General features: G+C 40.9%; 15 protein-coding genes and 1 tRNA gene. 7 read left to right on the top strand and 9 right to left on the bottom strand.

Going from position 1 to position 15,056, the window contains the following annotated elements:
- Nucleotides 1-144 precede the first annotated feature (144 nt).
- A complete protein-coding gene (locus tag HXT46_RS02060) occupies nt 145-711 on the top strand; it encodes a DUF3043 domain-containing protein (protein WP_373271523.1) in 567 nt (188 codons plus the stop codon).
- 127 nt (nt 712-838) lie between these two features.
- A complete protein-coding gene (locus tag HXT46_RS02055; RefSeq protein WP_004112489.1) occupies nt 839-1,624 on the top strand; it encodes a DUF4191 domain-containing protein in 786 nt (261 codons plus the stop codon).
- A gap of 107 nt (nt 1,625-1,731) precedes the next feature.
- On the opposite strand, the gene HXT46_RS02050 is transcribed toward HXT46_RS02055, so the two are convergent.
- From HXT46_RS02050 to HXT46_RS02040, 3 genes are read right to left on the bottom strand one after another with little or no spacing between them, the layout of a single operon-like run.
- Nucleotides 1,732-2,277 carry a low molecular weight protein-tyrosine-phosphatase gene (locus HXT46_RS02050; RefSeq protein WP_004112487.1) on the bottom strand — a complete coding sequence of 182 codons (546 nt, stop codon included), beginning with the start codon at nt 2,275-2,277 and terminating at the stop codon, nt 1,732-1,734.
- Between the two features lie 8 nt (nt 2,278-2,285).
- Nucleotides 2,286-2,918, bottom strand: coding sequence for a dihydrofolate reductase (locus HXT46_RS02045; protein ID WP_004115573.1), 633 nt, complete (start codon nt 2,916-2,918; stop codon nt 2,286-2,288).
- A 48-nt stretch (nt 2,919-2,966) separates the two neighbouring features.
- Complete coding sequence (locus tag HXT46_RS02040; RefSeq protein WP_004574972.1) at nt 2,967-3,839, bottom strand: thymidylate synthase; 873 nt, start codon at nt 3,837-3,839, stop codon at nt 2,967-2,969.
- 194 nt (nt 3,840-4,033) lie between these two features.
- Here HXT46_RS02040 and HXT46_RS02035 point away from each other — a divergent pair, with 194 nt between their 5' ends.
- Both HXT46_RS02035 and HXT46_RS02030 read left to right on the top strand, forming a co-directional pair.
- On the top strand, nt 4,034-4,453 hold the full coding sequence (locus HXT46_RS02035) for an OsmC family protein (protein ID WP_004116790.1): 420 nt from the start codon (nt 4,034-4,036) through the stop codon (nt 4,451-4,453).
- A 91-nt stretch (nt 4,454-4,544) separates the two neighbouring features.
- Complete coding sequence (locus tag HXT46_RS02030) at nt 4,545-5,783, top strand: glycosyltransferase (protein ID WP_004116793.1); 1,239 nt, start codon at nt 4,545-4,547, stop codon at nt 5,781-5,783.
- A gap of 133 nt (nt 5,784-5,916) precedes the next feature.
- Here the strand turns inward: HXT46_RS02030 and HXT46_RS02025 are convergent, their stop codons facing one another.
- The 3 genes from HXT46_RS02025 to HXT46_RS02015 all read right to left on the bottom strand — a co-directional run bounded on the left by HXT46_RS02025 (nt 5,917) and on the right by HXT46_RS02015 (nt 9,094).
- Nucleotides 5,917-6,960 carry a universal stress protein gene (locus HXT46_RS02025; protein WP_004115580.1) on the bottom strand — a complete coding sequence of 348 codons (1,044 nt, stop codon included), beginning with the start codon at nt 6,958-6,960 and terminating at the stop codon, nt 5,917-5,919.
- 212 nt (nt 6,961-7,172) lie between these two features.
- The gene (locus HXT46_RS02020) at nt 7,173-7,928 is read right to left on the bottom strand and encodes a C40 family peptidase (protein ID WP_421786208.1); all 756 of its coding nucleotides are present in this window, start codon (nt 7,926-7,928) and stop codon (nt 7,173-7,175) included.
- Nucleotides 7,929-8,089: 161 nt separating this feature from the next.
- Nucleotides 8,090-9,094 (bottom strand): CHAP domain-containing protein, encoded by a 1,005-nt coding sequence (locus HXT46_RS02015; RefSeq protein WP_004116799.1) that lies wholly within the window; start codon nt 9,092-9,094, stop codon nt 8,090-8,092.
- Between the two features lie 186 nt (nt 9,095-9,280).
- Here HXT46_RS02015 and HXT46_RS02010 point away from each other — a divergent pair, with 186 nt between their 5' ends.
- Nucleotides 9,281-9,547, top strand: coding sequence for a hypothetical protein (locus HXT46_RS02010; RefSeq protein WP_013399512.1), 267 nt, complete (start codon nt 9,281-9,283; stop codon nt 9,545-9,547).
- Nucleotides 9,548-9,570: 23 nt separating this feature from the next.
- Here HXT46_RS02010 and HXT46_RS02005 read toward each other — a convergent pair whose 3' ends face one another.
- Nucleotides 9,571-10,998, bottom strand: a complete 1,428-nt coding sequence (locus tag HXT46_RS02005; RefSeq protein ID WP_065189674.1) for a sensor histidine kinase — start codon at nt 10,996-10,998, stop codon at nt 9,571-9,573.
- 167 nt (nt 10,999-11,165) lie between these two features.
- Here HXT46_RS02005 and phoU point away from each other — a divergent pair, with 167 nt between their 5' ends.
- Entirely contained in the window at nt 11,166-11,846 is a 681-nt protein-coding gene (gene phoU, locus HXT46_RS02000) for a phosphate signaling complex protein PhoU (protein ID WP_009994834.1), read from the top strand.
- Nucleotides 11,847-11,955: 109 nt separating this feature from the next.
- Here the strand turns inward: phoU and HXT46_RS01995 are convergent, their stop codons facing one another.
- Both HXT46_RS01995 and lysS read right to left on the bottom strand, forming a co-directional pair.
- A complete protein-coding gene (locus tag HXT46_RS01995) occupies nt 11,956-12,696 on the bottom strand; it encodes a phosphoglyceromutase (protein ID WP_004112459.1) in 741 nt (246 codons plus the stop codon).
- Nucleotides 12,697-12,824: 128 nt separating this feature from the next.
- Nucleotides 12,825-14,498, bottom strand: a complete 1,674-nt coding sequence (gene lysS, locus HXT46_RS01990) for a lysine--tRNA ligase (RefSeq protein WP_004115592.1) — start codon at nt 14,496-14,498, stop codon at nt 12,825-12,827.
- A gap of 448 nt (nt 14,499-14,946) precedes the next feature.
- Between lysS and HXT46_RS01985 the strand changes: the two genes are divergently transcribed.
- A tRNA-Pro gene (locus HXT46_RS01985) sits at nt 14,947-15,020 on the top strand.
- Nucleotides 15,021-15,056: the final 36 nt, after the last annotated feature.

Genomic DNA, 15,056 nt, shown 5'->3' with positions numbered 1-15,056 from the left:
CATAACCAACGAAATTGCTCATAACGCGTCTAGTCTGTTGGGTAATCTGCAAACATGACATGGAATCCATTCGTAAAAAAATCTGCTGATAATGGTGCACAAAATGGCAATCAATCAGCGACTAATGAAAATAGTGAAAATAAAATAGAAGATAAGGCAAAGACTCGCACAAAAAACGCTCCAACGCCGAAGCAAAGCGAAGCTACAGCGCAGAATCTTAGACCGTTAGTTCCAACGGATAGAAAAGCAAGCGCAAAGGCTGCGCGAGCCAGATTGCGCGAAAAAGAAAATGCTCAATACGATGCGATGAAAAATGGAGACTTAGCTCATATGCCAAAGTCAGAGCAGCTTCCATGGAGAGTTTATATTAGAGATTATGTAGATGCGCGTTTCAATATTGGCGAATTTTTTGTGCCGTTTGCAATCGTTATTATGCTCTGCATATTCTTAACTCAAAACTTCTTATCCACTAAGTATATTGCTCTATATTTTGCTCTTGCGATTGTTCTTTACGCATATCTTTTTGCTGCAATTATTGACGTTATAATAATGTGGCGCAAGCTTCGTAAAGAGCTTGTTAAGCGATACGGCGAAGTTTCTGTTGGCAAAAGCTCTAGATCTGCTATGTATGCTTGCAGTCGAGCAATACAAATGCGCAGATGGAGACTCCCAAAGCCAAGTACACCAAAGCGCGGTAATTGGCCTAAATAAATCGCTAGTATACTAACAAAGCTATGATTTATAGCATAAGCGTGTTTAGGGTATGATTACTAAGCAATAAAGCAACAAAATACAAAGCAATAAAACGCTAATATTATGTATTAGGGGATAAACGCAAATGGCAAACGATAAACCAAAAGGCATTAAGAAGCCAGGCATGATTTCACAAATTATGCGTATCTACAAGTACACGCATACAGACGATAAGCAGCTTCCACTTTGGCTTGGCTTAGCTTTTGTAGCTCCTGTTGTGCTGTGCATTGTAGCTGGTGTTATTCTTAGATGGTCCATTTTGACTTGGATTATGATGGTAATAACAGCACTTATGCTGGGTCTTTTACTGTTTACTGTTGTTCTCACTAAACGCGCAGATAAGGTTGGCTATGCAAGACTAGAAGGAAAGCCTGGAGCTGCGGCTGGCATTGTATCTGCTATTAACAAAGGCGGATTTACTTTCCCTCAACAACCTGTGTGGGTTGATCCTCGCACAAAAGATGCTATTTGGAGAGGAACTGGTTTTAACGGAATCTTCCTTGTTGGCGAAGGTAACTATGAGCGTTTAAGCCAAGCTATGAATCGCCAAGAGCACGCGATTAAAAGTGTTACAGCAGGATCTAATATTCCTGTTTACCGCATTTGCGTCGGTAATGGTGAAAATCAAGTTAAACTTAGGGATCTAAGAAGTAAGGTTTTAAAATCTAAAACTTTAATGCCTACAAATCACAAGTTTGCTTTGTTTAAGATGATTCACCCTAATCGTCGCTTCTTCCTCACTAAAACTGAGCTTGCAATTTTGAATGATCGTTTGCGTACGCTACAGGGCAAATCTGGGTTCGGTATTCCAAAAGGAATTGACCCAACTCATGCTCCTCGAGTAAGTCGCAGAGCTTTAAGAGGAAAATAAATCGTAGGTTTTATTTAAATAAAAGGCATAAAAATAAACCAGACGTTCCAATTGGTTCGTCTGGTTTTAATATATTTTAAGCGACTTTATATGACTTTACGCAATTATTATTCGCGCGTTATCTGCGACTCTACCCAATCCACAATGTAAGGAGCACACTCCTCCACTTGATCCATTGCAATCTCAAACTCTTTAGGACCTCCGTACCATGGGTCCGCCAAATCCAAAACAGCTTCGCGACCAACTTGTGGCTTTTCTAAAGACGGATCAAAAGACCTATACATGTGAACAAGACTACGCTTTTGTGGCGGAATAATCCTGAGCAAAGATTGCATATGCGAAGCAGTCATTGGAAGAAAAAGATTCGTCTCTTCTATTTCATCTCGCTCAATCCTATGCGCAAAATGGCTTAACGGCAAAGAATAACCCCTACTTTTAAGCTCTCTTTGCGCACGTCTATCAATCGGATTTCCGTATTCTTCGTCACTTACGCCACATGATTTTACAGCAACAACATCGCTTAATCCTCTAAGCTTAAACTCGTTACGCAAAACAATTTCTGCCATTGGCGATCTGCAAATATTCCCTGTACAAACCGTCATAACAACATACGGATGCTTAGCATCTACGTGAATTTTGTTTAAAGATTCCATACATATCCTTAATCTAGCTTATTTTTAGATTTAACTGGCTCATAAACCATAAACTTATATTTTGTATTGAATTGATTTGCGCCAACTTTTATAGTCGATTCCTGCCAATCACAATCACGTGCAACTTTCCACAATCCATCATCTACAAGTTTCTGAATGTTAGGAGCAAACGTATCAGCTTCTACTCTAGTGTCAATTTGAGTTACATAGGCAGCGTCAACAATTTGCGACTCAATCACTTCTCTAAAAATTGCTCCGCCACCAATAATCCAAACTGCGCTACCATCTTTAGGCAAATCTGAAGAATCTACATGCTCAATAGGATTATCTTCAATCCATTTTTTTGCGTAACATATTGCTTCTTCAATGCTTGTAAAACTTTTTGCACCATCTGAATTAAAATCTGGATTCCTAGAAACAACGATATTTTCTCGCCCAGGAAGAGGACGGAACTTTTCTGGCATAGAATCCCAAGTTCCCCTACCCATTATTACTGGGCAAGAAATTGTCATGGCTTTAAAATAGCGCAAATCTGTGGAAAGTCTCCATGGCATACCACCATTTACACCCATTGCGCCTACGCGGCCTTCCAAATCGTATGCTTGCCCCCAAATTAAACGCACAGGAATATCGTTTGCCATAAAACTCCTAGTCAAAAACTCAAACTAATAAGCAACTAATAAATAAGATCACACAGCTACAGGAGCTTTAATCGTAGGATGATGCTTATAATCAACAACCTTAAAATCACTATAGTCGTAGCTAAAAATTGAATCAGCTTTACGAATCTCAAGCTGCGGATACGGGTACGGCTCACGCGAAAGCTGCTCAAGCACTTGCTCTACGTGATTATCGTAAATATGGCAATCGCCACCTGTCCACACGAACTCTCCTGGTTCCAATCCTGCTTGCTGAGCCATCATCATTGTTAAAAGCGAGTAAGAAGCAATGTTGAATGGCACGCCAAGGAACATATCGCAAGAACGCTGGTAAAGCTGGCAAGAAAGCTTGCCGTCAGCAACATAGAACTGGAAAAGCGAGTGACAAGGCGGCAAAGCCATATTCTCTACTTCTGCAGGATTCCAAGCACTGACAATCATTCGACGAGAATCTGGATGATTTTTAATAAGCTCCATAACGTTTGCAATCTGGTCGATTGTTCGATTAGGATTTTCTTGCGTAGGCGCTGGCCAACTACGCCACTGAACGCCGTAAACAGGACCTAAATCGCCATTTTCATCTGCCCACTCATCCCAAATATGCACACCGTTTTCTTGCAACCAGCGCACATTACTAGAACCTTTAAGGAACCAAAGAAGCTCATATGCAAGTCCCTTAAAGAACACTGTTTTTGTGGTTATAAGCGGAAAACTCTTGCTTAAGTCAAATCGAATTTGTTGACCAAAAAGAGATATTGTTCCTGTACCAGTGCGATCCGATTTTAAAGTACCTTCCATAAGTATTTTTCTAACCAAATCCTCATAAGGTGTAGGAATATCGGAAGTAGGTTTCTGTGGTACGCGAGAGCGGATATCCGCAAGTTCTTCTTGAGTTAAAGCCATGAGATTATTTTATCATTAGCTAAATTCAACACCACCAAAAGTAAATATAAGAAATATAAGAACAAGAATCAAACTGAAATCAAAGCATGCTAGTTATAATAGGTTTGTCTTAAAAAATAAAAGTTAAAAACAAATAGACATAAGCACAAACATAATCACAATGTGTTAATGTATAAAAATGCAAAGGAGCAAAAATGACTAGAAGAATATGGGTTGAACGTTTAGAAGACGGGTCTTGGCAAGCACAAAGTGATGATGGTGCAACACTAAAATTTGGTAAAGGAGAAGGACAATTTTCACCTGTGGAACTAATGCAAATAGCTCTAGCTGGTTGCACAGCTTTAAGCAGCCAATACGCTGTTGAACATGCGCTCGGAGAAGGAAAAGGCGCTCGAGTTCTTGTAAATGGAACTTATGATCCAGAAGAAGGAACTTACTTAAGATTCCAAGAGGATGTAACAGTTGATGCTACAAGCGCAAAACCTGCTTTAAACGATGAAAATGCAAAAGAACTAAAAGAACGCATGGAAAGACATATCAACAAGGGTTGCACAGTTAAGCACACTCTTGAACGCGGTGCGCAAGTGCGTGTAACAGTAAATGTAAGACACTAAAAACGCTAAAAATCACAATTTGTGGCGCAATAACTTACACAATGCTACACTTTTAACGTTGTTAGAGCTATTTATGTAACTGGAGGAAACTTTGAAAATCGCGATTTTTACAGAAACATATCCACCATACATAAATGGCGTAGCAACGCAATCATACATGCTTAAAAAAATGTACGAGGAACTTGGACACGAGGTTCTTGTTGTTACGGTTGGATCCGAAAAACAGCGAAAAACTAAGCTTGTAGACGGAGTTGTATACGTTCCAGGAATACTTCTTAAAAAGCTATACAAGTATAGAGTTGCAATTCCGATTGGAAACATGCGCAAAAAATTCCCTATCAACTTTAAACCAGATGTTATTCATATACAAAATGAGTTTGGTATTGGTGAAATAGGTCTAGAAGTTGCTAAAAAAGAACATGTTCCTGTTATTTATACTCTTCATACAGAATACGATAAGTTCCTGTTTTATATTGGTCTAAAGCATTTTACAGAGTTTTCTAGGAATATTTCAGCAAAATATTTTACGCGATTTTCTAAAAATGCAACAATTATTACTAGTATGTCCGCTAAGGCTCAAGCTTATATTGATCGTCAAAAAGTCGATAAAAAAGTTGTTGTTCTTAGCAATGCAGTTGAATATAAAAAGTTCTTGCCTACACCAGAGCGAATTGCTTTTAGAAAAGAATTCCGTAAAAAATACGGTATTGCTGATTCCACGAAACTCTTCGTTTTTGTTGGAAGAATCGGAGCAGAAAAGAATATCTCTGAGCTTATTGACAACTTTATGTATTGCGATTTTCCACGCGAATTAGCTAGACTCGTTGTTATTGGCGGAGGACCTGATTTAGAAGACTTGCGTAAGAAAGTAGCTAGCAAAGGATTTGAAGATAGAATCTACCTACTTGGCCCTATTGAACACACGCAGATCCCTAAGTATTTGCACGCTATGGACTACTACACTACCGCTTCCCTATCGGAAATGCATTCACTTTCTATGCTTGAAGCCATGGCATCTGGATTATTTGCTCTCGTAAAGCACGATATCCCTAATGAGAATCAGATTATTAGTGGCAAAAATGGTTATCAGTGGGATTCTAAAGAAGACTTTAAGCAAGTGTTTAGTCACGTTCTTAACATGAGTGAAGAAGAGCAAGCACAACTAAAAGCAAATGTTCTCGAATACTCAAAGAACAATGACTTTAAAAAGCAAGCTCAAGAGCTAATTAAAATTTATAAACTTGCTATTGAAATGAACAATAACGAACTTGCTAAAAAACGCGCTGCTCGCGAAAAAAGACGCGCACGATTTTTACTTAAAAACAAGTAAAAATCAAACTTAAACAAATAAAAAGCACATAGTACATGCCTGGGCTAGCTTTGCAACAAAATAGCGTCCAAAACACTGTTTTAGTGCTTTGGACGCTATTTTCTACTACAAGCTACTTCTCTACTACAAACTACTAGTGAAGCGGATCAATAGTTTGCTCGATTTCTTTAGCAGCTTCCACACCAGCTTTTGGAACATCAACTGTATGAACGCCACTTATAGAATCAATAGCACTAGTATCATTACTTACCTTAGACTGCTGTGCTACTTGAGCAGCGCTTAACTCCACATACTTACGTGGAACCACATACACCGGTCTAGAAGAATGCTGCAACAAACCTTGGCTAATAGAACCAAGAAGCAATCCTGTAAAACCACCACGTCCTCGTGAACCCACAACAACCAAATCATTGTTTAAGCTCGCTTGAGTCAAAGCGTTTACAGCAGAACCTGGAACTACAGAACGATGAATCTTTAGATTTGGCAAACGCTGCAAAATAGGCTTTACTCTCTCATCAAGATCTTCCATATAAGATCCCATAACAGCAGTGTCACCTTCTGCACCCTGAACGCTAGGAACAGCAGAAATCACATCTAATTGTGCGTTCCAACTATCAGCCAAATCTGCAGCAATCTCAAGAGCTTTTAATCCCCACTTAGACTCGTCGGAGCCAACAGCAATCTTAGAAATCTTATTATTCAAGTGGATTCGTTGACCATCATCATCTGTATATGGAACAACAACAATTGGGCAATAAGCGTAGGCTGGAAGCGAAGAACTTGTCGTGCCAAGCAAACGCTCAGCCAATCCACCTTTACCTCGGTTACCAATAACAATAAGCTGATAGTTCCTAGAAAGCTCTACAAACACAGAAGAAGGATCGCCAGTAACGATTAACGTTGTTGCATCCACACCCTGTTCTAAAGCTACAGCTTTTGCTTTAGAAAGAATTTCCTGAGCGTCTTGATGAGCAACATTATCATCACCAATCGCAGTATAAGTCGCATCAAAAGATACAGCTGCATAACTAGGTAAAGAATATGCACAAACTATTTGAAGCTGTAATCCAGCATGCTTAGCATAATTAGATGCCCACCATACAGCCTTATAGCTCGCATGAGAACCATCAACACCTACAAGAACAGCTTTTTCTTGTGTAATAACACCTTGTGCCATCTAGATCCTCCTAGCATCGCGCGATTTTTTATTTTCTTAAATACTTTAAATACTAGAATAGCGCGTTTAAGGTAGTCGCGTCTATCGCGACACAACAAACCTAAGTATTAATGGCAAAATTAATTAAAAATAACCTAAAAACGTATCAAAACTACTAACAAAAACTAAAAGTTGTATCCATAAAATCATGAATACCACTCAAAATCAAATTGTCAGAAGATTCTACGAATAGAATAAGATCCCGAAAAAACGTATCTAATAGGATCATACTGAGTTCCAGCGTACTGAGAATTAATAACCATTCCATTACCAACATAAATAGATGCATGAGCACCATTGGCAATTATGTCACCAGGCTGGGCCTGAGCTAAACTCGGAACAGCCGTACCTACAGTGGCCTGAGCTCCAGAAGTTCTAGGTAAAGAAATACCCATATTGGCAAAAACGTACTGCACAAAACCAGAGCAATCCCAGCCAGCAGGACTTGTACCACCAGAACGATAAGGCACTTTACCTAAAAACTGAGCCGCAAAATTAAGCATCGCCGAAACAGACTGATTATCTGGAGGAGCAACAAAGTACGTCATAGGTCCAACGCCATTACGCGCTCCAGAACGACTTGCAGTAGCGTCGAAGCCATCAACAGAATTATTCTGTGCCTGTTGTTGCTGGCGAGCCTGTTCAAGTGCAAGTTCAGCAGCACTCTTAGTCTGCGGAACATCCAAAGACTCAATACTGCCCCAATGAGAATTAGCATCAACATCGGTAGAAGTGGATTCTGTAAACAAATCACGCTTAACATCAGTAATCTTAGGGAAAGAACGTGTAGATGTAACTGCTGATTCTTCAGCAGAAGCGGAAGCACAAGCAAGCGGAATCATAGCAGCAACCAGCGCTGCAGATACAAAACCTGCAAATACAGAAGAAAAAATCTTATCTCGCTTAATCATCATTAGCGATGTTAGCATGTTAATACTACAAACTAAGACCACAAACAAAATTTGCACGCACTATTTACAGCACAACAATGCACACCTACACGCATAACAGCCAGAATAGACTAGAAAACCGCAAAACGTAGTAACAGATATCAATATTAAAATGTCAAAATATTAAAATTCCAAATAATCTAGTAATGGATAAATTCAAAAGCCGAAGTTTCATTCGGATTTACAACCCTAGAGAAGGTCCTACCGTGAAGCTCCGCACTAGACTCAGATGTTTCAATAGAACCATCAGGATTAATTTTTTCAACAACAGCAACATGACCATAAGTACGATTAACGCCAGCCTGACCGCGACCAAACACCATAATATCGCCAACGTGACGAGGCGTACGATCTACCCAATATCCAAGTTTTCGAGCAGTCAAAGCCCACATCCAGCCGTCTCCCATATTGGAACCAACAGGAAGACCAAGCTGATGCCTACGAATATAAACCCACCAAGTGCACTGGCTAAACTCATATGCATTCCCAGAATCACCAGAACTATGATTTGGATTAAATCCAGCAGGCAAAGAATTAACGTCTGAATCCATTAAAATAGCAACCTGCGGATTATTCGCAGAAGACTTAGACATTTCAGAAACTTTAAAATCTGAATTAGAACCTAAATCCCACTTAGACTCATGAGACGATCTAGTAGAGAAAGCGTTTAAATCAGCTTCGAGACCAGCAACAGCACTGCTGAACTTCAAATATTTATCAGCACGATCTAACTTTTCACGCTGACTAGAACGAGAAGCAGCTTGATCATTAGAATCATTGGAAAAATTAATCTCAGAAGCATATTGCTTTGAAGCAAAAGAACCCAAACCATCAGTCTTGCTCAAAGCCATAGACGTCAATGCGGCACCAACTATAGCTACTAAAGACGTAGAAACAATAATACAATTCTTACGTTCTCTAGATTCGCGAGCTAAACGAATCTCGCGACGAGTACGAGGAGCAGAAGACATTTGCAAACTCTGAGCCACAGATTCGCTCAAGCCCACAACTGCACCATTATTCGCACAAACCGCTTCGGTAGAACGCTCAGAAGTAGCACTGGAAATATGAGAAGAGGAAAAAAGCATAAAAGGCGAAACGAAACGCCCCTTTGCTTTCTTAGCACCATGTGCACCATGTCTCATAAAAAACCACTCCCGAATTGTTAAAGTATCACGTCAAAACGGCACCTACAAAGCTCAAGACTACAACGTGGTGCGGATGTGATAAAAATGGTGTCGAAAAAGAAAATAGTAAAATTTAAACGTATATCATAAACGTATATCATCAAAAAATATAACCAAAAATTGATATTAGACATCACTAGATGTATGGTTAATCATATGAAGCTAGCACCGATTATTAACCCAGATGCGCGCAAAGAGGCACCAAAGCCATTGCGCGTAGACCTGTGCAAAGCATTTATGGTTGGAACAGTTCTATGGCTTATAGCATCAATAATCACTGTTGTGCTCGCAATCTTGCACTTTCTACTATGGTTTTTTGCTATAGTTTGCCTTAGCGGATTCGTAATAGGTATTTTGCTTTTAATCTGGGAACACTTTGACCGTTGGGATTATAGAAGACTAGGAAAGTAAAACGCTTAATACGATTAAGCGAACTATTTTGCATCCGATCTTGAAAGCGGAATCGCAAAATTAACCGTAGTACCTTTCCCTGGTCTACTCCACAATGTAATGCTACCGTGATGAGTAAGAGCCACGTGCTTAGCAATAGCAAGACCTAAACCAACACCATCCTGACTGCCGTCATTCTGGTTATCCGAACGATAAAAACGCTCGAAAATGCGAGGCTGATCACGCAACGCAATACCAGAACCACAATCAACAACACGAATCACTGCAAACTGAGAGTCATCAGACTTTAACGCTGAAATCGCCACACTGTTATTTGCTGAAGAATAGATAATAGCATTCTCAACAAGTTTACGCACGGCAGCGCTGATTTGTGAAAAACTGCCTAAAACACTAAGCGAAGAATCAGACTTAACGCAAAGACGCACATTTCGGCTCAAAGCAAGATATGAAACCTGATTCTGAACATCTTTTAACACACTCAAGACGTTCACAGCACTCGCCTTAGACACATCTATAGGCTTCTGAGCACTCATAAGAAGCAGAAGATCTTCCAACATATGTTCCAAGCGTTTAGAAGACCTCTGAGCTTTTAAAGACACTTCCTTAACACGATTAAGAGTAACATTACTATCCTGCAAAAGTTCTATAAGACTAGAAATCATTCGAGTAGAGCTAATAAGTTGTTGAGAAACATTACTTATAAAATCATCTCTAGTCTGCTCAAAACGATGCGCAGCACTCGTATCATTTAAAATAACAACAACCTTGCCTGCTCCAACACTTCCAACAGTAACATTAAGCCAATTAGGTCTAGAAACTGTAGAAGCATCAGACGATTTATCAGTTTTATTCGAGGAAAAGTCGCCAGCAACCGTAGCTGATTTTAATAACACAGCACTGTCACCAGAAAAATTACTATTAAAATCAGAATCTTCACCAATAGTTATATACTGTTCAGGAGTAAAAGTAACTAAATCAAAACTCTCAAAACCGCCAGACTCGCGCACACGATTTACAGAATCCAGAACTCTCGATTGAACAATAGAATCATCAACAACAACACCAAGCGTATAACTATCAGAACTAGCTCGTAAAACATCATTATCAGCATCGATAACAATAGTCGCAGCAGACAGCATGGATAAAATCGCACACGCATCTGAACTTATATCATCTGAATTACTATCAACTGAATCTTCATCATCTTCATCATCACCAAAATTACGTTTACCTAAAATTTTTAAGATCTTCTTAAAGCTACTACGAAAAATCCTACGCAAACCACCTGCTATAGGATTTACAACAGAACTAAAAAACGGTCTAAAAACACTACGAAATATTGGAAAAAGCGAATCAACAACAAACATAACAATTACGATTGCAACACAAAGCGCAATCAAAGCAAAAACAACAAACACCATTAAAGGCGAATATGGCGAATCTTGAAGCATACTCTTAAAGAATACTCTAACGCGCTCACATTTAAGCAACTAATACAGCGACTAATACATTTAACGCACGTGCGCACAGTAGTCTATACTTGATTAGGGCAATCTAAACAAACGCGAATATGCTCCAAACGCAATTGAGCGCGATTGAACGCAAGAAAGGACGCACCATGCGAGTGATTTTCAACGAAGAGATGAAGGCAGTTGCATTAAACATTGAACGCATGGCAGAGCTTGTTGCAAAAGCCATGAACGATGCTGGAAATGCTTTATTAAATGCTGATTTAGAATCTGCACAAGCAGTTATAGACAATGACACTCAACTAGATTCACTAGAAGATAGCGTTATAGATCAATGCTTAACATTGCTAGCTAGACAAAATCCTGTAGCAACAGATTTGCGAGAAGTAGTAGCAACCATGCGTTTGGCTGCGACTTTTGAGCGCATGGGAGATTTAACAAGTCACGTTGCACAAATCACAAGACGCACATGGCCTGATTCCGCAATACCAAGCCAAGCAAAAGAAACAGTTGAGGCGATGGTTAGCTTCCTTCGTGTTCTTTCTGTGCAACTAACTGACATGCTTTCAAAGCGAGATGTTCAAGTAGCCGATGCAATTATTCACGGCGACGATAAGATGGATAAGCTACATGAAGACATTTTTGCTCTTGTAGAAGGCGAAAATTGGAACGGCACTAGAAAACAGTTGATTGACTTAGTGCTTCTAAGCAGATTCATGGAACGCATAGGCGATCATTCAGTTGCTGCAGCAAGACAAGTAGTATTTATTGTTTCAGGATTTGACCCAACTAAAAAACCAGAACCAGATAAAGACACAGTTGTGGCATAAAAATACAGTTTTTGAATAGAAATTCAAAACAAAAGTATGCTTGTAAAACAAAAGTAGGTCTGCAGATTTAGTTGCAGACCTACTTTTTTAATTTAAACTAATCAGAATCTCACTTCTGACCCTGAGCAGCCACAGCGGCAGCACCAGCAGCAGCAGCTTCTGGATCCAAATACTCACCACGAGGCTTGATTGGCTTAAAGTTCTCATCCAACTCGTAAAGCAGAGGAATAGCGGTTGGAATATTCACCTTGGAAATCTCTTCCTCGCTCAAGTTGTCAAGCATCTTAACGATTGCGCGCAAGCTGTTGCCGTGAGCAGCAATCATCACAGTCTTGCCAGACTTAAGCTCTGGAATAATATCGGACTCCCAGTAAGGAGTTACACGAGTCACAACGTTTGCCAAAGCTTCAGTTTCTGGAACCGGATCGCCTGCGTAACGAGGATCATTCGTCTGAGAATACTCATCGTTTGGATCAATCTCAGGAGGTGGAGTTGCGTAAGAACGACGCCAAATCATGAACTTCTCATCGCCATATTCCTGACGAATCTCAGACTTATTCTTACCTTGCAAAGCACCGTAATGACGCTCGTTCAAACGCCAGCTGCGACGAACTGGAATCCACAGGCGGTCGGCTGCATCAAGCGCGTAATTCGCGGTATTGATAGCGCGACGAAGCAAAGAAGTGAACACGATGTCTGGAAGAACGTTCTTCTCTTTAAGAAGCTCGCCACCATGCTTAGCTTCCTCAACACCCTGCTCAGTCAGCGGTACATCAACCCAACCAGTGAACTGATTGGTCTTATTCCATGCGCTCTGACCATGTCGGAGCAATACTAATTTATATGTCATAGTTACCCAGTCTATTCGTTTCGTAAGACTACTTGCATAAAAGTAAACAAACACGAAAAATTTAATAGAAAAGCCGATGAATGTTTAAACGACATCCAACGGCTTTACAATCTACTAAAATCTATCAATTAGCGAAGAGGCTTAACGAGTGGGAACGTAATCGTCTCGCGAATAGTTGCGCCCGTAAGCGCAATCAGCAAGCGATCAATACCCATTCCCATGCCGCCAGCAGGAGGCATACCGACGCCGAGAGCCTCAATAAAGTCCTCGTCAATATCCATTGCCTCAACATCGCCAGCCAAAGCATCCTTAGCTTGAGCAACAAAGCGCTCGCGCTGCACAACAGGATCGTTAAGCTCGGAGTAGCCGGTTGCAAGCTCAAAGCCACGCACATACAAATCCCACTTTTCAACCATTCCTGGCTTAGTACGGTGACCCTTAACAAGCGGGCTGGTTTCCACTGGGAAGTCGCGCACAAACGTTGGCTCATAAAGCTTATCCTCGTAGAAGTGCTCCCACAAGTGCTCAACCAACTTGCCGTGATTCTCCACTTCGTCGCGCTCAACGCCAAGCTTGTCTGCAATCGCACCCAAATGCTCAACAGAAGTTTCCGGCGTAATCTCCTCGCCCAAAGCCTCAGAAAGCGAGCCGTACATGGTAATCTGCTTCCACTCGCCGCCAAAATCGTACTCTTCGCCGTTAAGCAAAGTCACCTTAGTGGAGCCGAAAGCGTCGACAGCAGCCTTTTGAATCAGCTCTTTAGTAAGAGCTCCAATCGTATCGTAAGTGCCATAAGCTTGGTAAGCTTCGAGCATTGTAAACTCTGGAGCGTGAGTTGCGTCTACGCCTTCGTTTCTAAAATCACGGTTGATTTCAAACACGCGGTCAATGCCACCAACCAAGCAGCGCTTCAAGAAAAGCTCTGGCGCAATACGCAAATAAAGATCAATGTCGAAAGCATTCATGTGAGTTGTGAACGGACGAGCAGCAGCACCGCCGTGAACCGTTTGCAACATTGGTGTTTCGACTTCCAAGAAGTCGTGGCTGTCGAAAGTGCGGCGAAGAGAAGCCACGGCATGCGAACGCCTGCGAACCATATCGCGAATCTTCTCGTCCGCAATCATGCCAATATAAGGCTTGCGCGTACGAGTATCGTCGCTTAATTCCTTATGCAAAGCCGGAAGTGGCTGCAAAGCCTTAGCTGCAATTGCCCACTCAGTTGCGAATACGGAAAGCTCGCCAGTTTTAGAAGAAATAACGCGACCGCGAACATACAAATGGTCGCCCAAATCAACCATCTGCTTGAAGCTCTTAATAGATTCTTCGCCAATTTCCTTCTTGGAAACCATCGCCTGAATCGTAGTGCCGTCACCAGCAGCAAGCTTAACGAAGCACAAGCCACCAGCATTACGCAAGAAAAGCACGCGACCTGCAATACCAACCTCGGTATCAGTTTCTTCGCCAGCTTCAAGCTTGCCATCAAAATCAGCACGAACCTTTTCGATAGTATCCGTAACATTAAGATGCACTGGGTATGGCTGCACACCCTCCTTAAGCATCATCGCACGCTTAGCAACACGCATCTGCACCTGCTCTGGGTGCGCAAGCGGACCAAACTCTTTATTGCTTGGATCAATTGCTTCGTCAAGAGTAGCACCATCATTTACGCGCTTAGCAATAGCCTCATCTTGAGCGAGCAGCATCTCAGCATGCTCAACGGTGTCAATTTCATTGGCGTTATCTGTTACGTCATTTTCTGCGGCGTTTTGTGCGGCAGACATTGCAGTATTCGTGTCAGTCATAAACGCCAATTGTAGCTACTAGGGAATACAGGTAAGCGAGTCGCAAATGCATTTTATTGTGTTACTAGATCGATTGCGCTAATCATTTTTGCAACAAATATACATTTTTATAGAAATATTTATATTTTTCTGTTTTCGAAAGAAAAATACATTTACAGTAAAACTTTTTATTATTTTATTAAGATATACAAAATTATTTACGAAAAGTTACATCATTTTGCAAATATTGCGGAGACCATGCAGCTGCAAAAGAATACAAGTGAATTTTTAATAAAATTTTAAAAGAATTTATTTGACAACGACACACACTGTTAATTTGTAGCAAGTTCACGCTATTATAACCACGTTGTCGGAGTGTTGCATGCGCAATTACAACATGTAGCTGCGTCATGTATTCATAAGATGGATTCACGATGTGCAATCTCTATTGAGTTCGCACAATCGACATCGGGCTGTAGCGCAGTTTGGTAGCGCGCTTCGTTCGGGACGAAGAGGCCGCGGGTTCAAATCCCACCAGCCCGACTTTTGATTTTTTGCACAATCGCGCATATTACAACA

The sequence above is a fragment of the Gardnerella sp. DNF01204 genome, from assembly GCF_049244145.1.
GTDB lineage: Bacteria > Actinomycetota > Actinomycetes > Actinomycetales > Bifidobacteriaceae > Bifidobacterium > Bifidobacterium vaginale.
The sequence above is the reverse complement of the archived record's forward strand: the minus strand, read 5'-3'. Positions and strand labels throughout refer to the sequence as shown.